A 23,245-nucleotide genomic window follows, 5' to 3' on the forward strand; every position below is an offset into this window, starting at 1 on the left:
ATTATTCGTTTATCATATTTTTAACATTGTCCATTCTAATTGCGTCTCGATGAGCAATAAATTTAATTTCTAAAATCTTATTTTCTGAATTGGCATATATTTTTGCTGCCTGTAAAAATTTTTGACATGATGTACAAGTATATAGTGTAGATTCTATTTCAATAACAAATCTATTGCCTTTTGAGTAATGATTCTCAAAAAAGTTAAATAAATATTTTAGTTCGGTGTCATTAAATCGTCCTTTTCCGTCGATATCAAGAGCTTTGGTAACAAAAGCATTAAATTTATCAATATCTGAAACTGGAATAAATCGATTTCTAAAACTTAAGGGTGTATTTCTCATAATCATCTCATAATTATCAATACCACCAGACATATACCATTCTGAAAAAGTTTCAACTAATTGATTATCTATGTAGCAACTTGTTGTAGCGCGTATTCGATTTGAATTTTGGAATAGCTTAAGTTGTTTAGGATTCAAATCATAAAATGCATCTGAAAAGCTGGTATAAAAGTCACGAAGCTGTGCTACTGACATCTCTTCAAAAATTATTTCTTTTTCATAAGACTTAATGGCTGTATCCCAATTTAATCTTTGTCTTTCAATTGTTACACCTATTGTTTCTTTTGAGGAGTTGGTTCGTAGAATATTTTTTACATCAAGAACGGATAAATAATCTGGTGCTGTTGTAATTGAAATGCTAGCTTGGTCTAGAAGTATTATTCCTTTTGGATTTTCGATCAATTGGATTAAAATATTTTGTTCTATTTTACCATGTTTTTCTAAGAATCTCCATCTTTGTAATGGACTAAGAGATTCTAAAAAATTGCTTAACGGTGGATATTCATAAAATCTTGCAATAGCATTTACTTTTGTATTACTAATTATAATATTAATGAATTTTCTATCAGTTATTTTTTTATCATTTAGATATTTCCAATTCTCCAAAGCATTTGATTTGTTAATTAGACTCCATTCTTCTTTAGATAATTTATTAAAATCGTCCCAGAAGGCTATTTTAACATCAGCAGCAAAGTCATCAAATTTTGTAACGATTATATTTTCTTCAAAACCTAAATCAATAAGTTTTTGCCTAATACCAAGAATGTTTGTTGCTTTTTGAGTTCTAAGAGTTACTAATAAATTCTCTACATCAGGATGAATGACTCCCGAAGGGAAAGTATTTAAGAATTGGTCTGCAGCATTAATGGCTTTGTACCTAAAGGTAACTGATGCTGTAGCTTGTGCGATTATTAGCCAGAATAAAATTATATTTAGTTTTTCTAATTTTTCTATTTCTGAAGGATCATTAGATAATTGAATTAAATAATTATTGTAAGAGTATAATATACTTCCTGAAATAGCTAGTGCATTTGTTGCTCCCTCTAAGGCAGTCCAAATTAATATTTGTTCACCTGCAAGTGCAGAATTGGTCAAAGCTTGATATATTCTTGATGCATTTTTTAGATAATTTAAATATTTTAAACTAGATAGGGCTCCAGTAAAATAAGCTAATGCTAATTCGATAGTAATTGCAATTCCTAAGCTTACTGCTGCATCAAATTCTTTAAGATCTTCAAACTCCTCAACATATTGAAAAATAAAGGCCGGATAGTAACTTGCTTCGGGTAAGACAACTTCTAAATCTGGCTGTATACCAATTAAAGATATTGGATGATACATATGAAAATTACCAATTTCTTCAGGTAATTTAATAAGAGGTAAACTTTTAACTGCTGGTGCACCAAGTCCATCATCGATATATTTATTCTTGTAAAATTCAGTTTTTTCAGTTTTAAAAATTCTAATTTTATCATGAATAAAGTTGGCTGAATATTCAAAACCTTGTTTTGTAATTCCTTCTTCTGTAAAGTAATAACCAGTATTAAAAACCAATGCATTATTTAGTTCAAATTCATGAGAATTTTGAATAAAGTATGCATTTGGGTTGATATTACCTACAATTGGAATGATTCCATTTGGGATATGGTAAAAGTTATATTTCGATGCTGTCCATAATTGATGAATAGCAAATACATATTGCCTTCTTGTAAGCACTTCATCAACAAAAGGAATATATCTTTTGGTACGAGCATCTCCAAGGATGTAATAAATAGCTTGATAATTTGTATCCATACCATTATTACATTCAGCCAAATAATCCAAAAATGAATCCGCTAAAGAAAAAGGAATTGAAACGATCAATCTCACTAAAAATCTCTTTTGATATTCTGCTAAATATTTCTTCTTTATGAAAGATTCAATTATTGATTTTGTAACTTCAAATGGAATAAGCGATAATGCATTGACAGGTAGTAATGTTAAAATGAATTTATATTTCTCAAACTCTGGAGCTTTTGCTAATGTTTGAGGAATTTTATAAAATTCATCGTAAAAACTTACCAATCCTAAATAATAATATTCAAAATCAGAATAAGTAGAATTCACATTAAAGGTTTCTGGCAAAGTACTTTTGTGTGGTAAAGCTGAAGAAGGGTCATAATAATATCCCCAACTTTTCTTTAAAAGAAAAAGCATTTTTTCAAAATTGGATAAGTTATTAAGATCTATATTAATCGAGTTTGCAGCATCATTTAAAGTTTTTTCAGTACTAACATTTAAAAGTAGATTTGGAAATATCTCATTAATGATTTCTCTAATTTTGAAAATTATAAGGATAGTAATTTTTTTTAATTTTCTTTTTTCTTCATCACTTGAATACTGATGAATGAAATTGCCTAAATTTTTCGCATAAAAATGATACCCGGGAGTATTTACTTGATTTTGAACACTAACCGTTGAAGAAGAATAAGTCCTAGGTAATTTTAGTTTATAATCAATAATATCAAAACCATCAAGAATGCCATCAGAATAGCTCCTTGGACCTTTACCACCAGACAAGCTTTCTATTAAAAAATTATATTTTTTTCTATCATAGAATAGTTCGTAAGGAGCACCAAAATTAGTGACGTTTACAGAAATTGAATCATTTGCTTTAGCAATAAATTTATCAAAATTAAACTTGTGTTTGTAAATCATATCGCTAGCAGAGACAATATTAAAAATAACGCTTTCAGTATATTTTAAAAATTGGTCTTCATCATAAAATCCGTCGATTAAATCAGATCTTTTTTTATCATTTGTTTTAAACTCTGATTTATGATGAAATGCATATTTAGTTGTAATGATATTTTTTTCAATGATTGCTTTGTGTGTAAAGCCTATTAAAAAACCTTCAATATCGAATCGCAAATCACTAAAATCATTTGTTAATTGCACAGGTATACCTGATTTATATAAGAGTACTACCATTATTCTATATCTTTATTTAAAATTAAATACTCATCTTCGAATTGTTGTTCTGGCATGTAGTCGCTATATCCCTTACTAAAATGATACGTACGATCAAGTGAATAAACAAAAACAGGAATACCAGGTTCTTCCAGTTTATTATTACCTTCAGCATCTTCAACCACAATAGCAACTTTGTATTTCTGATATTTGATATTTTCAGGAGAAACCAACTCATTTCCATCTTCAAAAAGATCCATTAAAAACAAACGGGGATTCTTTTTCTCTTTGGTAATCAGGGCTTTTATATTATCATTTTCGCTTGCGGTTAATCCCAAAATAATTTTGTTAGGAGTAGAGCCATCCAAAGTTTTTAGTTCAAGTCCTGTAATAGTTTCAGTGCTATCCGTAAACATTTTCAGATTGTAATAGTAAGGATCAGGCAGTTGGTACGTTTTACTATTGCCAACGGCACCACCTGCTGAAGAAGATGTATAAGTAGTTGGATTTGTGCTTCCAGTTGCCGAAACAGCATTGTTCATAACATCTACAGCTTCAGTTATATAAGCAACACGGGCAACAGTTGGTGTTTCTTCAATTCCAGTTTCAATAACATCATTTACTGTAAGAGTTTGTACAATCGAAATTCCTTGTTGTTTTTTATCATAAAACGCATTGATAAGGTTCAGTTTTTCAGAAGTCATTCTGGAATAACTTTTATCACTGCCTAAGTTCAATAAAGGACTGGCTTTTATTAAATTAAAAACATTATCAAAAAAGTTTGCCTTTCTATATGTAATTATGGGAGCCCCTTCTTCATCTGGTACTACTTGCGGATCAGTATACATATTCACTTTTCCTTGATAAAGTAAAATACTAAGCGAAGCAATATTTTTGCCTGCTACTGCTGGAGTTGTCAATTGAATGGTTGAGGTAAAATCTGCGTAATTGCCTTCTTCATCAGGAGGTAATCTTAATCCGTCTGCGTTGATAAAAGTATCTTTTTGGGCGTTGGCAACATTGGCAATTTGTCCGTAAAAGGCGGTGTTGTTATTGTTGTCTGTTGGAAATTGCAGGTACAAATTGTTTGTGGTAATTGTATTAGCCTGTTGTTGCGTGTTAACCAGAACTGGCCAACCTAATTTGCCATACGTTATAGCTGTCACTGGAACTTCTTTGGTTACAGAATCTTCTAATAATCCTGTTTTTAGGTTTTCAGCATCTTCACCAATCTTATAGTTTCCGTAAAAATCATAACTGCGCGTACGATCACTCTGAATATAAACGTACCAATTGTTTTTGGTTGCAAAATTGTTAATTACATCACTATAAATAGCGTTTCCTGTTTTCTTTGTTTTAGTTCCGGAAGCATCTACTGTTATGGTGCCATCGGCAGTGTGTAAACCATAAAAAGCAGCAATATCAATAAATTGAGTACTTTGCTCTCGCTGAAGTTTTTTCGCAAAATTGGTAGCACCATTTGTGATAATTTCTGCAAAAGGTTTACGAGCATATTCCAGATTGAAATCAAACTCAGAATTATCAAAATCATGTTGGTAATCGCCATAGTTTAATACCACATCAATTCCGCATATACCTTGCGCAAAGTTTCCTAACGTTTTACCGCTATCAATTAAGGGTAATTCAAAGAGATGTTTTTCTTCTAAAGTATTATCTTTCGTTTCAAACTTCGATTCCTTAAAAAAGAAATCAGATAATGGAGTTGATAATAGTTGAGCAAGATCATTTGGATTAAGATTGGCTTTAGGTTCTTCGTAACCAATGAATTCGGCTTTGAAAGGAATAGAAATAGGCGTTACTTCATCAGGTTCTTTTTTTCCTTCATAAAAAGCTTCAAAATCATCGTTAATTTTAGTAATAAAATCAGAGGTTGAAGAAGTTTTTTTAATGATCAAAGGTTCGTCAGCGGTTGTGAAAAAATCACTTCTTTTTAAACCTCTGTAAACAAAATATTTAATGTTTAACCCAGGAAATGGCTGTTTGTAAGGACGAAGAATAAGATTTACTTTTTCAGTGCTGCCCGTTTGAGGTTGTACTAAAACAACTCCTTTGCAGATTGAAAAGGCTTTTTTGGGCTCATTGCCCAAAGTAAATCGAGAAGTCAGGTTGAAAACAGTTTCAGACTTTGGGCCAAAACCCTGATCCGGTTGCTGTTGCGGAAATCCTCCTGACTCTATAAAAAAATGAGACTGTGCGGACATATTTAAGTGTTATTTTAAAAGTTTTTTATTTGAATCAGAAAGGTTTGTTGTATTTGTAGACGAATCTCGCCAGTAGAAAAAGCAGTAAAAGCAGCAGTAGCTTTCCTAACCAAATCTGAACCTTTTGCCAAAAAGTCAAATAGTTGACAAACTTGGTAACGGTGATGGTTTTTTCCTGAACATCTTTTACTTGTTTCGATTTCCAGGTAGCATAGAGTTCCTGTTCTTTTAGGTTGCAGTCTACTTGGAGTGTATTGTTATCCAGTCGAACCTTTGGGCTTTTTAATGTGCGCCCTGGTTCGGCTTGGATAACATTTTTAAGCACTACTTTTCCGTTAAGGCATTCCAGTAATGCATTATAAGAACTGCTGTCTTTTGCGATTTTAAAGACAGTGTCGTGTAAAGTTTCGGTAATGGTTATCGTCCGGGTTTTATTTTCGTTTTGTACAGGTTTCGGACTTCTGCATGAAATCACCAATACGAAAGCGACAAACAAAAAAATCAAGCATTTTAGGTTTTTGATCATAATTATTGTGGGTTTATAAAATTTGTTTTTAGAGGCGTAAAAAGCCTTTTGCACTGGTGATATTGCGTTTTCGTCTGGCCACTTTGTAGCCTTCCCGACCACCGAAATCGTTTGTGTTTCCTTCAATAGTATAAATCGTGTTTCCGACTACTTTTTCTATAAATCCGGCATGCCCGGTTCCGTTTTTAAAATCCATGATAAATACATCACCAGGCTGAGGTGTTTTTTTTACCAAAAGCGATCTAGAATTGTATTGATCTAAAACACCACCGGTTTTCTTTAAAGGATTTTTTTCGTTAATCTGTAGCGAAGCTCTTTGCGTACACCAGTAGATAAAAGCCATGCACCAGGCATAACCTCTGCTAAGCCCCACGCTTTTTAAATAAATTTCAACTTCAGGACCGGCGTTACTGTTTCTCGGAATTTCTTCGACGCCAATTTGAGCGGTGGCGATTTCTAAAGTTTTTTGGGCAAGTGTCATGATGTTTTTCCGTTTAGCTGTTTAAATTTTTGTAATTCATCAACCAATTGTTGGTTTATAAGCATTAATTCTTTGTGTTGTATTTCCATTTTTTTGATGGTTTCTGTTGCAGCGGTAAGGCGTGCCGTAATGTCATCAAGAAGATCTCGGTAATATTTTACGGCGCTTACCGCATTGTCAAGTTCGGCGGCACGATCTTCTGCGAGTGATTTTCGCATCGAGAAAAGCCAGGTTATAAAAGCGGCAAAAAATGCCGTAAGAGTGGGGTATAGAAATTGTTCCATTAAATGTTATTGTAAAATTGAATATTGGATTAAAGCTGTTTTCAGGAATAGACCTGAAGTGATATTTTTTGGAGGAAGCAGAACCATTTTTTTCTGGTTTGAAGAGCGCAATTGTTTCCTTTTGACATTGCAAAGATTGGGTGAAAAAAGCCCTGAAAAAAATGCATGCAAGGTCTGCGAACATTTGTATTCTAGGGCTTTACAGAGTTGTAAGGAAAGCGAACAGAAGTCGTTTTAGATGAAGTAAATGACTCATCTTTGCATCACAAAAAGGATGTTTTTGAAGATTTAAAAAAGAATAATTTTTCTTTTATGTTGATTAAGAAGATTTTTCCTTGTTGCCCATAAGTTCTTCGATTTTTTTTAGTTCAGATGTTATAGGTGTACATAGAATTTCGTACAAAGTAGTTCTCGAAATCGGGTAAACTGGATATACGTATTTACGCCACACCACAGTAGTTGGAATATCTTCTGTTTTGTGTTTTTGATACAGCTCTTTAATAAGCTTGTAACGCATTAATTTATTTTTTTGAATTCCGAGGCTTCTGTTTGAAGATATAGGCATGAGAGATATATTTTGAATGATAGAAAAAAGAAAAAGTTTTAAGAAGAACGAAGTTTGAATAGTTAATTGCTTTGAATATTTATTTGATGACATGATATTTAGACAGCCAAAACCATTTGATCATTTTTAATGAATGGTTTTAATTCTCAATGCCATTTTTATAGTAAACCTCGTTCTGAGGTAATGTTTGTTAAAGATTTTATTTAACAATCTAGGTCAGCAAACCCCGCATGACAATCCTGTTTCCAAAACCTTTTCAAGTTTGGATTCCAATAGAAAGAATGCGTTTTGGCTGTTATTTTATTAGGGCAGAAATCGCCCGATTTTCCGGTTCCTGGTTCTCTTCAAAAGGAAGAAGAATCAGGAACCATTTTTTTTACTCACATGTATCGGCTGCAAGTTTGAAGGTCATTTTTAGCCTCTGTAAGTGGCTGTGGTGTGTTTTTTGAATCTAGGATTTTTAATCACAATACTTTCGTACTGATAAAAAGCCCGACGTTCTTTGCTGGATAAATCATTAGTGCAGTTCCAGTTTCCGAGTCCGTCTTTAAAGATCGTATGTTCGTTTACTTTGTAGCTTTCATGATCTGTAATTGGTTTTATTTTTACGCTCATTTAAGTATTGTTTTAAAGTTGTTTTTAATTTGAAAGAAAACCATTCTCTAAATAAAAGTATTGGCTTTAAATTCGTCAGGATTAACAAGATAGTTAGTAACAGTGATAAATAAATGTCGTGATTAAGCTGCATGGTTTTGTTCGTTTTGGTTAAAGAAATTGAAAGCATATCCTTGTAAAAAATCAACAGAAGACATCGATAACGGAATATTGGTTTTTATACCATTTTCATCAATTCTGTTGGCTTCAATAAACCAGCTGGAACGCACAGGTTTAAAAGAAGAAGCGATAATTTCTACACCATCTGTAAATTCCTCATTATTAAATTCTTTTGTTAGTTTTTGAAGTTCTAAAACTCGAGATCCTTTCAAATTTCCTTTAGCATCTTTTTTTAAGAGATTGAAAACAATTTTGACCAGCGAAGCCGTTTCTCTGCTTGTAGAAAGCGACGAAATGTAATTCTGAACTTTCTCAATTCCAATTGTTACCGTATCGTCCCAACCTTCGTTAATTCGGTAGCCAATGGTAATTTCTTCCTTATCATTAGAAAAAGTATGCGACATTTGTTTTTCTTTAAAACCATAAACCTGATTTTTTAAATCCAGAATAGTTTCAAATAACTGGAAAGTTTCGGTTTTTGCATTTCTCATCATTTCAGATGTTTCATGTAGTCTGGAAAGTGCTTTTGGGATAGTTTCTGCCACTAATTTTTTATAAGCATCTCTTTCTTCCAGTTTTTTGCTTTCAATTTGATTTAAAGCTTCTTTTAATTGTTGAGCAGAAAATTGAGATAAGTCCATAGTTTTGAAATTGTTTGCTGTTGAAGTGTTCATGATATCTGGTTTTAGGCGTTTAATAAAATTTCTTCTTTAAAAGGATCTCCATAATAGGGTTTAAAATTATTTTGAAGAGCAAGTCTCAAAACCTCTTTTAGTTTATTTTCAATATTTACAGAAACAGGGCGGGGAATAGCGGCTTCGTTTTCTAGAATATGAATCCATTGAAAACGCTCTTGATTAATACAGATTCTTTCTCCAGCAGTAAAAGTTTTCTTTTTTTCAGAACAATATTGAAGTGCCAGATATAATGTTGCAATACGTTCTTCGATTTGTGTGTTACTCATGATTTTTCTCTAATTGATTTTTTAATTTTTTAATGTCAGATTCGATTAAGCTTCTTTCAGGGCTACTCGGGTTTTCAATCAGCCAATTTTCCAGTTCCCGAATTTTTTCTTTGATTTGATTTTTTGCCATTTCAATTTGATTTAAAGTTTTTTAGTCTAGTTTTTTTTATTCTTATTAAGGATTATTTTTTGCATGCGTAGTATTTTACATTCTTTTTGGTTTTTATGGTAGTATTTTTATGTTTCATATTTTTGTTGTTTTATATATTGAAAATCAATTTATTAAAAGTTGTTTTTAGTTTAGTAGATTTATATTTCTAATATATTTTCTGCCTTAATCCCTTGTTTTTCAATTTTATTTTTCTTTACTTTGCAAATATAATGTAAAATAATACATGAAAACAAATTTTTAACGTAAAATAATACATCTTTTTATGGGGTCAACGGAAAGAGTGCGGGAATATCTTGATTATAAAGGGATTACTAAGTATAAGTTTTGTAATGATTTAGGATTTTCTAATAAATTTTTAGACAATAGCAGTAATATGGGAACAGATAAAGCGTGTAAAATATTACATCACTATCCAGACTTAAATTCAGAATGGCTATTAACAGGAAATGGTACAATGATTAAAGAAGAAAATACAAGCCTGGTGATTATGAATAATGATAGAAAAACAGTTGATTCTCTGCAAGCAAGTCAGGAAATACCTTTATATGATTTAGAAGCTGTTGCAGGTTTAAGGGAACTTTTTAGTAGTGGAGAACCACAAAGAATTCTGGATACTATAAAAATTCCGAATCTTCCAAAATGTGATGGAGCAATTTCTGTAACAGGAGATAGTATGTATCCGTTATTAAAATCGGGAGATATTATTTTGTATAAGGAAACAGAATTTGAAAATATCTTCTTTGGCGAAATGTATCTTCTAAGCGTAAAACTAAATGACTGGGAAGAATATATTACGGTGAAATATGTTCAAAAATCGGAACAAGGACAAGACTATGTGAAATTGGTAAGTCAGAATTCACATCATCAGCCAAAAGATATTCACATTTCAAAAATATCTGCATTGGCTTTGATAAAAGCGAGTATTCGTATTAATACGATGATGTAATAGGTTGTTAAAAATTACAATTAAATCAAGTTTTTTGAAAGTGTAAATGTCAATATAACTTCAGCTCAAAAAAAAGTTGTTAAGAAGTCTGGTGCAATTGTTATGTTTCTTTACAGTATTGTAAAATAATGTATAATAGTCCAGATGTTTTTTGATCGTATCAATTTATATATGTAATAAATTATTAGCCTGTTATATGTCAAATAAGCAAAAAAATATTTAGCATAATTTTATGATTGGAGCAGGAGAAAGTGCTGTTGTAGTCTACAGGTTTCGCAAAGAAAATTTATATTTGCTTACCGATTTATTCTCAATTTGTGTCATTTCGACGTAAGGAGAAATCGCACTAGTTTGTCGACAAAGATTGGCGATTTACTTTGCATCGTTTCGAGTGCGATTTCTCCTTATGTTGAAAGGGTAAATAGTACGATAATAAAGAAATAAAAACACTCCAATTATCTAAAAAAAAACTTAACTATGAAAAAAACTGTACTCATTTTAGCATTCTTGCTTTTAACAATCACAAAATCAAATGCTCAGGTTGTTGGACTTGATGTTGGAGATATAGCTCCCGAAATTGATCTTCCCGATACAAAAGGAAACAATGTTGCCTTGACTTCATTTAGAGGTTCTTTGGTTTTAATCGACTTTTGGGCATCATGGTGCGGACCATGTATAAAAGAACAACCTTTATTGAAGAAATTGAATACAACTTATCCGGATAAATTGTCGATTTACAGTGTTTCTATGGATACTAAAAAACCTTTGTGGACTGGCGCTATAGCAAAAGGAAAACTAACATGGACACAAGTAAGTGATTTGCAGTACTGGAAATCTCCGGCAGCTTTAGATTATATGCTTCAATCAGTTCCGTTGAATTTTTTAATTGATAAAAATGGAATCATCTTAGCAAAAAACATTCACGGAAAAGCTTTGGAAGATATGGTTAACGGTTTGTTGACTAAATAATTTGTTTCAGTTTAGTTTCATGTTTCAAGTTCCAAGTTGTTGAACTACGGTTAAACCTGAAACTTGAAACCTGAAACCTGAAACCTGAAACCAAAACAAAAGCCCAATTCGTTAGAATTGGGCTTTTGTTTTGTTACTCGTCTTCTGTTGCGTGACCTTTTACGCCTCCAAAGCTTGTTTTCATCATTTCCCTAATCTGAAACTGTGTTTTATTTCGCGTAACATTTTTCCACTCGTCAAAATCATAAATATGAATTTGATCTGCGTACGGATTAGTTACAAAAAAAAGTCTTGATATGGAGAATTTATAATATTTTAATTCGTGGGAAATGTGACGATCGGGTACGACAATAAGAATCGTATCCCAATCCAGAAAATCTTTGGGAACATCTTCTCTTTCGGTTAATCCAAGAGAATCAAAAAAGGCAACTATCTTTTGATCATTAATCTTATCGATCTTTTCATCGATGCGTTTAATGGTACTAAGAAGCTTTTTTTCATCTTTTATAACACTCATATACTCTCTGTCTTTTAAATTTTAGTATAAAATTACATCAAAAGAAAATCATTTTTGAAAGTAGCGCCAATAGAATGATTCTAAATTTTTAATAGCCTTTTTTAGTTAACTGTACAACGGTTATACTTTATGTTTTTGATAAAATACTATTAACAGGAATCACTTTTAAAACTTAATTTTAGCCTCTTACGCTATTTAACTTTACCAAACCATTTTTTCATGAGAATTACTATTTTCAAAAGAGCTTTTGCCGTTTTTATTTTTTTGTCTTCAGGTTTTGTTTTTGCCCAAAGTAAATCAGATCGGGAATTAATTTTGATAGACAAAGACTGGCGTTTTTCATTCGGACATTTATATGATACTGATAAAGATTTCGGACACGCCACGGGTTATTTCTCTTATTTAACGAAAACAGGATTTGGAGATGGTCCCGCTGCAAAAGACTTTGATGATCGTGCATGGCGAAAACTCGATTTACCTCACGATTGGGCAGTAGAGCAGCCTTTTAGCGAAAGCGGCAGTTTCAGTCACGGATTTAAAACCGCCGGAAAAGGTTTTCCGGAGAAAAGCATTGGCTGGTATAGAAAGAAAATTAATATTCCCGAAACAGATAAAAGCAAAATCATTTCGCTAAAGTTCGATGGTGTTTTCAGGAATTCAAAAGTATTCTTTAACGGATATTATCTCGGAACAGAAGAAAGCGGTTATAACGGATTTGAATACGATGTTACCGCTTATGTAAATTATAATGGAGAGAATGCAATCGTAGTTCGTGCCGATGCTTCAATGGAAGAAGGCTGGTTTTATGAAGGTGCGGGAATTTACAGACATGTGTATTTACAGAAAACAAATCCGGTGCATGTTGCGACAAACGGAACTTATGTAACTTCTGAAATTAAAGATAATAATACCGAAATAAAAGCAGAAGTAACCATTGAAAACAAAGGAAATTACAAAGGTTCAGTCGAAATTATCCAGACCATTTTTGATGCTTCGAATAAAAAAATTGCGACATCTTCTGAAAATGTTGCAGTTCCTGAATTTTATAAAACAGCCAATTTCACCTCAAATCTAAAGGTCAAAAATCCGGTTTTATGGGATATTGATGCGCCGAATTTATATCGTTTGGAAACTCAGTTAAAGCAAAACGGAAAAATAATTGACAGTTATGAAACGTCTTTCGGAATCAGAACGATTAAGTTTGATGCCGAAAAAGGATTTTTCCTCAACGGAAAACCTTTAAAATTAAAAGGAACCAACAATCATCAGGATCATGCAGGAATTGGAACCGCGTTGCCCGATGAACTTCAGTATTATAGAATTCAGAAACTGAAAGAAATGGGTTCGAATGCCTATCGTTGTTCGCATCATCCGCCAACGCCGGAATTACTTTATGCGTGCGATAAACTCGGAATGCTTGTAATTGATGAAACCCGTTTAATGGGAATTAATGACTATCATTTGAATGATTTGGAAAGAATGATGAAACGCGACCGAAATCATCCAAGTATTTTCTGTTGGTCTGTTGGAAATGAAGAATGGAATATTGAAGGAAATATCGTGGGAGAGCGCATTACAACTACGATGCAGGATTTTGCAAAAAGTATCGATCCGACAAGACCAGTTACAGTAGGAATTAGTAGCGGATTTAAAAGCGGAATTTCATCTGTTGTTGAAATCATGGGATACAATTATCTTGGAAACGGAGATATTGATGCACATCGAAATGAATTCAAACAACAACCCGGAATGGGAACGGAGGAAGGCTCCACCTTTACAACCCGCGGTATTTATTTTACTGATGATGCCAAACATTATAAAAGTGCCTACGATCAAAAACCGAGGCCCACTTTTTACAGTATAGAAGAAGGCTGGAAGTTTTATACCGAAAGACCTTATTTGGCGGGAATGTTTATCTGGACAGGATTTGATTACCGCGGAGAACCAACGCCTTATGGCTGGCCATCTGTAACGTCTTATTTCGGAATGATGGATGTTTGCGGTTTCCCGAAAGACAATGTATTTTATCTTAAATCATGGTGGGGAAATCAACCCGTTTTGCACATTATGCCACACTGGAACTGGAGTGGAATGGAAGGCAAAGAAATCGATGTCTGGGTGCAATCTAATTGTGATGAAGTAGAACTTTTCCTGAACAAGAAAAGTTTAGGCAAAAAGAAAATGGAACTTAACAGCCATTTAGAATGGAAAGTAAAATACACGCCAGGAAATTTGGAAGCAATTGGCTATAAAAACGGTAAAAAAGTATTGACCGAAACTCAGAAAACAACCGGAAAAGCAGAAAACATAAAATTAACCGTAGACAAAGAAAATGTAGCTAAAGGAAATGTTTCGGTTATTACAGTCGAAGTCACGGACAACAACGGCTTGCACGTACCAACAGCAAATGATGAAATTGCATTTTCAATAAAAGGCGGTAAAATTTTAGGCGTAGGAAACGGAGATCCTACTTCATTAGAAAACGATCAGTTTATTGATGCCCTTTCGTTAGTTAATATAACCGATTTAAAGGAGCAAAAAGGAACAATAGCAACTTTGCCTCAGCAATTATCAAATTATGCCGAAAACGACTGGAAAACAGCTTTTAAAGACCGTGATTACAAAAATCAGGCACCATCATATATTTATAAAGGAGAATTTGAGCTAAAAGACAGTCCTAATGCAAACATTATAAGTTTCTTTTACAAGAAAATAGGAGTAGAAACAGCGGTTTTTATTAACGGAAATAAAGTAGAACCAAGCGTAGAAGATGCTCAAAAGTATATTTTGAATTCAGTTATTTTAAAACAAGGCAAAAACACCATACATATTGCTGCAACACCATTGCAAAAAGTAAAAGACTGGGATGTAATGAACACAGATCCAGGCATTATACAAATCATAACGTCAGCAAAACCATGGAAGAGACAGCTTTTTAATGGTTATGCCCAAATCATCATTCAAAAGGATGAAAATGCTAAAGAAGTGGTTTTATCCGCTTCCGCGAAAGGAGTAAAAACAGGAACAATCGTTGTAAAATAGATTTTATACGTAACGCTAGCGCAATCAACGTGAAGAAATTTTTACGCTAATTTAGCAATACAGATTTGTCCTCCTGAGCGGAGTCGAAGGATATACGTATGCTGTGACATTGCATGTGGAGCAACTTGTGTGTCCTTCGACTCCGCTCAGGAAGACATAAATGCGCGATAAAACTTTGCGACTTCGCGACTTTGCGAGCGTATTTCAAAAAAAACTTGGCTCCTGATAGCTATCGGGATTACGTAGACCTTAGCGCCCTTTGTGGTTAAACATGAAACTTAAAACATGAAACATGAAACCTGAAACAAAAAATTAACAAAAGAATAATGTTTGATTTTCATAACTTTGCAAAATGGAAAATCAGACAGAAAACAACAATTGCGATTTTAATACTTTAGATTTACAATTAAAAGGCTTTAAAGTATACGAAGTAAATGGAGATGTAAGTAAAATTCCGACCTACAACCGCAGGGATTTTTACAAAATATGCATCAATACCAGTAAAAGTCTTATACATTACGCCGATCGCGGAATAGAAACAGACGGAACCTTTCTGTTTTTCGGAAATCCGATTATTCCATATTCATGGGAATTTATTTCTCCGGAGCATCATGGTTATGCCTGTGTTTTTACCGAAGAATTCCTAAGATCAAAAGAGCGTTCAGAAACACTTCACGAATCGCCTTTGTTTAAAATTGGCGGAACACCTATTTTTTCTTTAAAGCCTGAACAAAAGGTTTTTATCGATTCTTTATTTCAGAAAATGATCGAAGAGCAAGCAACAGATTATGCCTTCAAAGACGATTTAATGCGTAATTATATCAATTTGATTTTGCATGAATCCATGAAAATGCAACCTTCGGAAAATTTCTTTAAACCCAAAAATGCTTCTTCCAGAATTACCTCATTGTTTTTAGAATTATTAGAAAGGCAATTCCCGATTGAAACAAAAGACCAGCCACTTTTATTAAAAACGCCTCAGGATTACGCGCAAAGCCTTGCTGTGCATGTAAATCATTTAAATCGCTCTGTAAAAGAAGTGACAGGAAAACCCACAACTTCGCACATTACAGATCGCGTTATCAATGAAGCAAAAGCACTTTTGCAGCATACAGACTGGAGTATTTCAGATATTGGTTATTCTTTAGGATTTGAATATCCGAGTTACTTCAATAATTATTTTAAAAGACTTACAGGAACGGTTCCAAAATCGTTAAGAACGTAAATTGTTTCATTTTCATAATTTTTTGTTTGAATATTGTAATTTTCGGATTGCGGTATTGCACTACATTTGTCCCAGATTAATGCATAAATCATTTATCGGTATTTAAAGACTAAAAAATACTTCATAAAAGCGATGTCCCCGCTTTACGGTTTAGTTTTAAAGGCCTGATATAAAATAATAGTTACATTTTAAAGAATAATTGACGCTAAGTCTCTTTTTTAAGAGGCCGGATATTCTGATTTTTCTATCGAAAGATAGTTTGCAATAACTTTTAAAATACATTATTAACCTAAAACAACGTAAATTATGTCGACACCATACACCACCGTGACCGAAGAAGGAAGAATTCCAAATACTTATATGACAGGTGAAGTGTCATATAAAAAGCAAACCAGCAACATTCATCCTGAAAATACAGTTATTAAAGAAGTATCATTTGAACCATCAGCCAGAAGCAACTGGCATAGTAACGCAAGCCTGCAAGTATTAATAGCTACAAACGGAATGGGGTATTATCAGGAAAAAGGAAACGAAATCAGATTGGTTAAAAAAGATGAGGTAATTACCATTTTACCGGGAATTGAACACTGGTACGGCGCAACTCCTTTTAATACATTCTCCTACATTGTAATCATCACAGAAATTGACAAAGGCACAGGAATCTGGCTGGATAAAGTTACAGACGAAGAATATTTTTCTTTTCAGAGCGCGTAGGTTTTTTTTAAAGGTGCTGAGATAGTAAGGTACTGAGATCCTAAGATGCTAAGGTGCTAAGGTTTTTATATTTTGGGAAATGAATAATCGCCTTGTGGTATTTTCTTCACGAGAAAGATTTTTATTGCATTTTTTTTAAAATAGAAATGACATTACATATAAATTATTCCATTTTTATTTTATAATAAAACCTGAGATATTTTTCATAACTTCATCATTATTAAATAGATATAAAAAAAAATCCGCATCTATCTGTTTAAACCCGTCCAATCCGCGTGCAATCAAGTCCAGTAACTTGAAACTTGAAACCTGAAACAAAAAATTTCAAAACAACTTCAAACAAAAAACAATAAAAAAAATTATGGAAACAAAAGACATTAAAGCCTTTGGAACAGAAGCTGCCGAAGCACCGTTAAAAACATTAGATATTAAAAGAAGAGCAGTACAAGCACACGATGTAGAAATCGAAATTTTGTATTGCGGAATCTGCCACTCTGATTTACATTCTGCCAGAAATGAATGGCATGGAACAGTTTACCCAATTGTTCCGGGACACGAAATCGTAGGCCGCGTAACTAAAGTGGGCGATCACGTAAAGAACTTTAAAGTAGGTCAATTAGCCGGAGTAGGCTGTATGGTTGATTCGTGTAGAGAATGCGATCACTGTAAAAATGATTTAGAACAATACTGTGACGAAGGAAGCACACTAACATTCAATTCGCCGGACAAACATTTAGGAGGACAAACTTTTGGAGGATATTCTCAAAGTATTGTAGTCGATGAAAATTATGTACTTCATATTTCTGACAAACTAGACCTTGCAGGGGTTGCACCATTGCTTTGTGCCGGAATCACAACTTATTCTCCATTAAAACACTGGAAAGTAGGACCTGGACAAAAAGTTGGTATTGTTGGAATTGGTGGTTTAGGACATATGGGAATCAAATTAGCGAAAGCTATGGGCGCTCATGTTGTTGTTTTCACTACATCGGCATCAAAATTTGAAGCAGCAAAAAGTCTGGGAGCTGATGAAGTAGTTTTATCGACAGATCCAAACCAAATGGCACAACATGCTAAAAGCCTGAACTTTATTTTGGATTGTGTTTCTGCCGAACATAATATTGATTCCTATCTGAACTTATTAAAAGTAGACGGAACTTTAACTCTAGTTGGTGCACCAATGGAACCGCTTCCTGTAACCTCATTCAGCCTTTTACTAGGAAGAAGAAGTTTTGCTGGATCTGCAATCGGAGGAATCGCCGAAACTCAGGAAATGCTTGATTTCTGTGCTGAACACAACATCACAGCCGATATCGAATTAATCGGTGTAAATGAGGTAAACAACGCTTACGAAAGATTACTAAAAGGAGATATTAAATATCGTTTTGTAATTGATATGGCTTCGCTTAAATAAGCTATTAAGATGCTAAGGTTCTAAGGTACTGAGGTTCTAAGCTTTTAAAAGTAAGCTTCTGAGATTACAAACCATCGAGAAGAAAAACTCAGAACCTTAGAATCTCAGTATCTCAGAACCTTTTAAAAAAAAATAAGATGCCAAGATTATAACGTCAGAGAATAAAACCTCAGAACCTTAGTATCTCAGAGCCTTAGTATCTCAGAACCTCAGAACCTCAGGACCTCAGAACCTTTAAAAGAAAAACATGAAAACACGTAAACTAGGAAATAGCGGTCTTGAAGTCTCTGCATTGGGACTTGGCTGCATGGGAATGAGTTTTGGATACGGTCCTGCTCATGACAAAAAAGAAATGATAGCGTTACTTCGTTCGGCTTATGAAAAAGGAATTACTTTTTTTGACACTGCCGAATGTTACGGACCATTTTTAAACGAAGAGCTATTGGGAGAGGCATTATCGCCTTTTCGCGATAAGGCCGTAATTGCGACTAAATTCGGATTTTTGGAAGGTGATTCTAAAAAAGGATTAGACAGTCGTCCGGAATGGATTAGAAAAAGTATAGAAGGTTCATTAAAAAGACTGAATACAGATGTTATTGATTTATATTATCAACATCGCGTAGATCCGAATGTTCCGATTGAGGATGTTGCCGGAGTGATAAAAGATTTGATTCAGGAAGGAAAAGTAAAACACTTTGGACTTTCAGAAGCGGGAGCAGAGAGCATTCGTCGTGCGCATGCGGTACAACCCGTTACGGCGTTGCAAAGCGAATATTCACTTTGGTGGAGAAATCCCGAAGATGAGGTTTTTCCCACCCTGGAAGAACTCGGAATTGGTTTTGTGCCTTTTAGTCCGCTTGGAAGAGGTTTTTTAACTTCAAAAATTGATGAAAACACCCAGTTTGATAGTACTGATTTTAGAAATACATTACCACGTTTCGCACCTGAAGCAAGAAAAGCAAATCAGGCATTTGTTGAGGTATTAACCAAAATGGCAACCGATCGCAGAGTAACCAATGCGCAAATTGCACTGGCATGGATTTTAGCCCAAAAACCATGGATTGCGCCCATTCCCGGGACAACAAAATTACACCGTTTAGAGGAAAATATAGAAGCAATTAATCTACAACTTTCAGCGCAAGATATCACCGAAATCACAGAAGCTGCCTCAAAAATAGCGATTGAAGGATCGAGATATCCTGAGCATCTGCAGAAGATAGTTGGGAAATAAGGTGCTGTTTTAAGGTGCTGAGGCTCTGAGATACTAAGGTTCTAAGTTTTCTCTAGCGTCTTTCTGAAATACAAAAAAAGGCTCAAAGTTTTACTTTGAGCCTTTTTTTATCTTAAATTCTAAAGATTATAGAGCTTAGAAGCTTTTCAATTTAGAGTCTCAGAACCTCAGTACCTTAGTATCTCAGAACCTTAGCACCTTAGCATCTCAGAACCTTAAAAATTACTTTTTTTCCAAATTTTGCTTAAGCATTTTTGCATGTTCCAAATGTGCTGTTAAACCGGCTATGTTGTTAGAAGCCCACATTCTCACATCTTCATCTGTGGCGTCTTTAGAAGCTTTTTGTAGTTTATCGATCGCTTTTTCGTGACCGTCGATCATCATATCGGCGAATTTTTTATCGAAATCTACACCCGATTTTTCGCTTAGTTTATTGTATTCGTCCTGACCTTCTTCAGTAAGGGAAGTTGGTAAAGTAAAGTTTTTAGCCTTTGCCAAAGTACTCACTCCAGAAGCCGATTTGGTATGCTCGTCAACCAGCATTTTTCCAAATTTTTTCACCTCGGCATTAGTACTTTTTTGCTGTGCCAGTTTCCCGATTTCGATTTCAGCTAAATTAATTTCAGCCTGATCTACTAAAAACTCAGAATCATCTTCTTTACTTTCAATAGAATCAAATTTGGCTTCGTTGGCATCTTCAGCGACTTCTTTTGGATCTTCTTGTTTGGTTTCGTTTTTACAAGAGTTTAAAAACAGAATGATTAATCCCGCTCCTAAAATTACTTTTCCGGCTAATAGTATCTTTTTCATGATTTTAATAGTTTAATGTTATAATGTAAAAGTATTAAGGAAGCTTAAGGAATGTCTTATAGTATTTTGGGAGATTGTTATATGATTTGGATACAGTTTCGGTTCAGTTTGTCATCTCGACGGAGGAGAGATCACACACGAAACTCTACAAAGATTGGGTTTTCATTACGGAGTTACTTGCGAAGATTTGTTTCGCCTTTTCGCTATCGCTCGGGTCTCCTCAGTCGAAATGACAATTTTGCGCAGAACCTGGGGTTTGTCTTTTATTAATAACTAGGTTTAGTTTGTCATCTCGACGGAGGAGAGATCGCACTAGAAACTCTACAAAGATTGGTGATAAACTTTGCGGAATCCCGCGTGTGATTTCTCCTCCGTCGAAATGACAATTTTGCGCAGAATCTGGGTTTATCTTTTGTTAATAATCGGCTTAGTTTGTCATTCGAAGTATGAGAAATCGCACTAGAAACTCTACAAAGATTGGTGATAAACTTTGCGGAATCCCGCGTGTGATTTGCTTCGCCAGTTCGCTATCGCTCGGGTCTACTTTCAGTCGATGATACAATTTTGCTCCAAACCAGACTTTCGACTTTATGACTTTCGACTTTATGACTTTCGACTTTAAAACTGTAAGACTCAAATTATGAAAATTATACCCAAAATTATATAACAGAAAAATCTGTCTTTTAATGAACTTTGGAATACCATACATCCAAAATCATTAACCTAAAAAATTATGTCATGCCAGATCCACGAATTAAGAATGAAGCACAATATGAAGCATTGGTAAAAAAAGGCTACAGCAAAGAGAAATCAGCACGAATTGCCAATACGCCAGATGCAGGAGAAAAAGGCGGAAAAGCAAAGCCTTATGAAGAATGGACAAAAGAAGAATTGCTCAAACAAGCGATAAAAGTGGGAATAAAAGGGCGTTCGTACATGAATAAAAAAGCATTAATACATTCTTTAAGAAACAACTAAAATCTAAACCATGCCACTAAAAGTCGCTCAGCAAAAAATCATGAACCAATTAATCAAATCGCCGCATTTGGTATTGGAGAAATTGGATTTGGTTTACGTTAGCAATCAAAAATTGCCGATTGAACGTTGCGAAGGCGAGGATGGTTTTATTTATAAAAAAAACGGACGCTGCATTAAACAAAAAAGCGAATTAAAGCGTTTCAGCAGTTTGGTCTTGCCGCCTGCATGGGAAAACGTAAGAATTTCAGATTTAGCCAACGGACATTTACAAGCGGTGGGTCTGGATGTTAAAAACAGAAAACAATATCGTTACCACCCAAAATGGAATCAAATCAGAAATCAGACGAAATTCTATAAAATCGCCGAATTTGGACAAAAACTGCCTTCGATAAGAAAACATGTCGATCAGGATTTAGAAGAGAAGGAGTGGTCTAAAAATAAGGTTATAGCACTTGTTATTCGGTTAATGGAGGAAACGCACATCAGAATTGGAAATGAAAAGTACGCCAAAGACAATAAATCGTACGGACTTTCGACTTTGCGCAAGCGACATATCAATATTAATAAAAACACGCTACGATTTGAGTTTATTGGTAAAAAAGGAAAACAACATACGATTACGACCCGAAATAAACAATTGATAAAATTGGTAAGCCGATGTGAAGAAATTCCGGGTTGGGAAGTTTTTAAGTATTACGATGCCAATGGCGAAAAGAAAGTGCTTGACAGCCATATGGTCAACGAATATTTACACAACATTTCGGGAGAATATTTCAGTGCCAAAGATTTCAGAACCTGGGCAGCGTCGATTGTGTTTTTTGAAAACCTGATGGAAATTGGAACCGCTTCTGACGAAAAAGAAATTAAGAAAAATATCCTAATCGCATACGACGCAACCGCCGAAGCGCTAGGGAATACACGAAATGTATGCAAGAATTATTACGTTCATCCTTTGTTGGTTTCAACTTATGAAGACGGCTCAATTCAGCAGTATTTTGATAAAGTCAAAAAAAGCCGAAGTACCAAAAAGTATTTTTCAAGATCAGAAACTGCGTTTGCAGAATTAATCGAAAATTATCAGGTTAATTTATTGTAAATCATCATCGATAGAGTCATAAATAAAATATTTAGAGTTAATACATCTCTTTAAAAAGTATGAAATTTGAGTAACAAACAAAGTCATTATTAACCAAAAAATCAATTATTATGTTACGTTGGACAGTCATATTTATTATTCTGGCAATAGTTGCGGGAATATTTGGTTTTGGCGGAATTGCTGCCGGAGCCGCTAGTATAGCAAAAATTCTATTTTTTATATTCTTGGTATTATTTATCATTTCGCTTATTAGCGGAAGAAGAAGTGTATAAGCTGGAATTCAGTAAAATAACCGATTAAAAACGACACATCTATTTCGATATATGTGTCGTTTATCTTTTAAAAATATATTTATCATGGGAACAAAAAGTGGTGCTTATCAGGATGTTTACATCAAAAGAGAGGACGAAATGGTAAGCTTGAAAAATGATGTAACAGATTTTTGCGAAAAGTACATAAAACCTGTGCATCCTAAAAACTGGGATTGGGGAACGCGCGATTTCGAAAATCCCGAAAACGATCCAACAAACGAAGAGGCGAGAGCTATTGCCAATGTGGTTTACAAAGATTTGATGGACAGTAAACAAACAGATGTAGATTTGTCGACAATGAACAATGTTGAAGCTATAAAAGCCTACTTAAATCCGCAAAGCAAGCATGAAAAGTTTAATACAGAAGAATTTGCATTTGCTTTAAAAGTCGAATTGGAACACGGAAGAATCCGCGATGTAAATGTGACCAATAATCATCCGTTCCTAACAGCAATGATCGCTTTGGCGCACATGACGGAAAGTCTCACGTATTATAAACGATTAAAAGTAATGGAAGCTGAAGGCGAGATTTACGAAATTATGCGTAAAATCGAAAACTCAAAAACAGGAAAAGAAGAATGGTACAAAGAATTGGGCAAAGCCGAAATGGAATTAAGCGAAGCCAGAACTGGTTTGGTAGAACGTTTACAAAAAATGGATGATATTCCGACTCTCGAGAAAATAGGAGATTAAGAATCTGGATTTTAAAGAA

The 23,245-nt window shown here is 34.1% G+C and carries 23 protein-coding genes; 11 read left to right on the plus strand and 12 right to left on the minus strand.

Annotation, left to right across the window (positions count from 1 at the left end; genetic code table 11):
- Window position 1 precedes the first annotated feature (1 nt).
- The 10 genes from KHA98_RS05970 to KHA98_RS06015 form a co-directional block, all read right to left on the minus strand.
- A complete protein-coding gene (locus KHA98_RS05970; protein ID WP_213256266.1) occupies window positions 2-3,313 on the minus strand; it encodes a hypothetical protein in 3,312 nt (1,103 codons plus the stop codon).
- On the minus strand, window positions 3,313-5,514 hold the full coding sequence (locus KHA98_RS05975) for a hypothetical protein (protein ID WP_213256267.1): 2,202 nt from the start codon (window positions 5,512-5,514) through the stop codon (window positions 3,313-3,315). The genes KHA98_RS05970 and KHA98_RS05975 overlap by 1 nt, the downstream gene beginning before the upstream one ends.
- Before the next feature lie 34 nt (window positions 5,515-5,548).
- Window positions 5,549-6,040 carry a hypothetical protein gene (locus KHA98_RS05980; protein ID WP_213256269.1) on the minus strand — a complete coding sequence of 164 codons (492 nt, stop codon included), beginning with the start codon at window positions 6,038-6,040 and terminating at the stop codon, window positions 5,549-5,551.
- A 28-nt stretch (window positions 6,041-6,068) separates the two neighbouring features.
- Complete coding sequence (locus KHA98_RS05985) at window positions 6,069-6,521, minus strand: CHAP domain-containing protein (protein WP_213256271.1); 453 nt, start codon at window positions 6,519-6,521, stop codon at window positions 6,069-6,071.
- Window positions 6,518-6,805, minus strand: a complete 288-nt coding sequence (locus KHA98_RS05990; RefSeq protein WP_213256273.1) for a methyl-accepting chemotaxis protein — start codon at window positions 6,803-6,805, stop codon at window positions 6,518-6,520. The genes KHA98_RS05985 and KHA98_RS05990 overlap by 4 nt, the downstream gene beginning before the upstream one ends.
- Before the next feature lie 319 nt (window positions 6,806-7,124).
- A complete protein-coding gene (locus KHA98_RS05995) occupies window positions 7,125-7,370 on the minus strand; it encodes a hypothetical protein (protein ID WP_213256275.1) in 246 nt (81 codons plus the stop codon).
- Between the two features lie 414 nt (window positions 7,371-7,784).
- Window positions 7,785-7,985, minus strand: coding sequence for a hypothetical protein (locus KHA98_RS06000; RefSeq protein ID WP_213256277.1), 201 nt, complete (start codon window positions 7,983-7,985; stop codon window positions 7,785-7,787).
- Window positions 7,986-8,107: 122 nt separating this feature from the next.
- Window positions 8,108-8,818: a DUF3164 family protein gene (locus KHA98_RS06005; RefSeq protein WP_213256279.1), complete on the minus strand. Its 711-nt coding sequence runs from the start codon at window positions 8,816-8,818 to the stop codon at window positions 8,108-8,110.
- An 11-nt stretch (window positions 8,819-8,829) separates the two neighbouring features.
- On the minus strand, window positions 8,830-9,108 hold the full coding sequence (locus KHA98_RS06010) for a hypothetical protein (protein WP_213256281.1): 279 nt from the start codon (window positions 9,106-9,108) through the stop codon (window positions 8,830-8,832).
- A complete protein-coding gene (locus KHA98_RS06015) occupies window positions 9,101-9,238 on the minus strand; it encodes a hypothetical protein (protein ID WP_213256283.1) in 138 nt (45 codons plus the stop codon). The genes KHA98_RS06010 and KHA98_RS06015 overlap by 8 nt, the downstream gene beginning before the upstream one ends.
- 304 nt (window positions 9,239-9,542) lie before the next feature.
- Between KHA98_RS06015 and KHA98_RS06020 the strand changes: the two genes are divergently transcribed.
- Window positions 9,543-10,226 carry a S24 family peptidase gene (locus tag KHA98_RS06020; RefSeq protein WP_246522173.1) on the plus strand — a complete coding sequence of 228 codons (684 nt, stop codon included), beginning with the start codon at window positions 9,543-9,545 and terminating at the stop codon, window positions 10,224-10,226.
- 477 nt (window positions 10,227-10,703) lie between these two features.
- On the plus strand, window positions 10,704-11,195 hold the full coding sequence (locus tag KHA98_RS06025) for a TlpA family protein disulfide reductase (protein ID WP_213256285.1): 492 nt from the start codon (window positions 10,704-10,706) through the stop codon (window positions 11,193-11,195).
- 133 nt (window positions 11,196-11,328) lie between these two features.
- Here KHA98_RS06025 and KHA98_RS06030 read toward each other — a convergent pair whose 3' ends face one another.
- Window positions 11,329-11,712: a hypothetical protein gene (locus tag KHA98_RS06030; protein WP_213256287.1), complete on the minus strand. Its 384-nt coding sequence runs from the start codon at window positions 11,710-11,712 to the stop codon at window positions 11,329-11,331.
- 219 nt (window positions 11,713-11,931) lie between these two features.
- Here KHA98_RS06030 and galA point away from each other — a divergent pair, with 219 nt between their 5' ends.
- The 5 genes from galA (at window position 11,932) to KHA98_RS06055 (ending at window position 19,338) form a co-directional block, all read left to right on the plus strand.
- Entirely contained in the window at window positions 11,932-14,754 is a 2,823-nt protein-coding gene (gene galA / locus KHA98_RS06035; RefSeq protein WP_213256289.1) for a beta-galactosidase GalA, read from the plus strand.
- Window positions 14,755-15,106: 352 nt separating this feature from the next.
- Window positions 15,107-15,979: a helix-turn-helix domain-containing protein gene (locus tag KHA98_RS06040; protein ID WP_213256291.1), complete on the plus strand. Its 873-nt coding sequence runs from the start codon at window positions 15,107-15,109 to the stop codon at window positions 15,977-15,979.
- A 306-nt stretch (window positions 15,980-16,285) separates the two neighbouring features.
- Window positions 16,286-16,693, plus strand: a complete 408-nt coding sequence (locus KHA98_RS06045; protein ID WP_213256293.1) for a cupin domain-containing protein — start codon at window positions 16,286-16,288, stop codon at window positions 16,691-16,693.
- A gap of 361 nt (window positions 16,694-17,054) precedes the next feature.
- Entirely contained in the window at window positions 17,055-18,107 is a 1,053-nt protein-coding gene (locus tag KHA98_RS06050) for an NAD(P)-dependent alcohol dehydrogenase (RefSeq protein WP_213256295.1), read from the plus strand.
- A 247-nt stretch (window positions 18,108-18,354) separates the two neighbouring features.
- On the plus strand, window positions 18,355-19,338 hold the full coding sequence (locus tag KHA98_RS06055; RefSeq protein ID WP_213256297.1) for an aldo/keto reductase: 984 nt from the start codon (window positions 18,355-18,357) through the stop codon (window positions 19,336-19,338).
- Window positions 19,339-19,560: 222 nt separating this feature from the next.
- Here KHA98_RS06055 and KHA98_RS06060 read toward each other — a convergent pair whose 3' ends face one another.
- On the minus strand, window positions 19,561-20,148 hold the full coding sequence (locus KHA98_RS06060) for a DUF4142 domain-containing protein (RefSeq protein ID WP_213256299.1): 588 nt from the start codon (window positions 20,146-20,148) through the stop codon (window positions 19,561-19,563).
- A gap of 738 nt (window positions 20,149-20,886) precedes the next feature.
- Here KHA98_RS06060 and KHA98_RS06065 point away from each other — a divergent pair.
- The 4 genes from KHA98_RS06065 to KHA98_RS06080 all read left to right on the plus strand — a co-directional run bounded on the left by KHA98_RS06065 (window position 20,887) and on the right by KHA98_RS06080 (window position 23,226).
- Window positions 20,887-21,126, plus strand: a complete 240-nt coding sequence (locus tag KHA98_RS06065) for a DUF7218 family protein (protein WP_213256301.1) — start codon at window positions 20,887-20,889, stop codon at window positions 21,124-21,126.
- Between the two features lie 10 nt (window positions 21,127-21,136).
- Window positions 21,137-22,222, plus strand: a complete 1,086-nt coding sequence (locus tag KHA98_RS06070) for a DNA topoisomerase IB (protein ID WP_213256303.1) — start codon at window positions 21,137-21,139, stop codon at window positions 22,220-22,222.
- A 110-nt stretch (window positions 22,223-22,332) separates the two neighbouring features.
- Complete coding sequence (locus KHA98_RS06075; protein WP_073481941.1) at window positions 22,333-22,494, plus strand: DUF1328 domain-containing protein; 162 nt, start codon at window positions 22,333-22,335, stop codon at window positions 22,492-22,494.
- 84 nt (window positions 22,495-22,578) lie between these two features.
- Window positions 22,579-23,226: a DUF5661 family protein gene (locus tag KHA98_RS06080; RefSeq protein WP_213256305.1), complete on the plus strand. Its 648-nt coding sequence runs from the start codon at window positions 22,579-22,581 to the stop codon at window positions 23,224-23,226.
- Window positions 23,227-23,245: the final 19 nt, after the last annotated feature.

Origin of the sequence: Flavobacterium branchiicola (assembly GCF_018383905.1) — a bacterium.
Taxonomy (GTDB): Bacteria; Bacteroidota; Bacteroidia; order Flavobacteriales; family Flavobacteriaceae; genus Flavobacterium; species Flavobacterium branchiicola.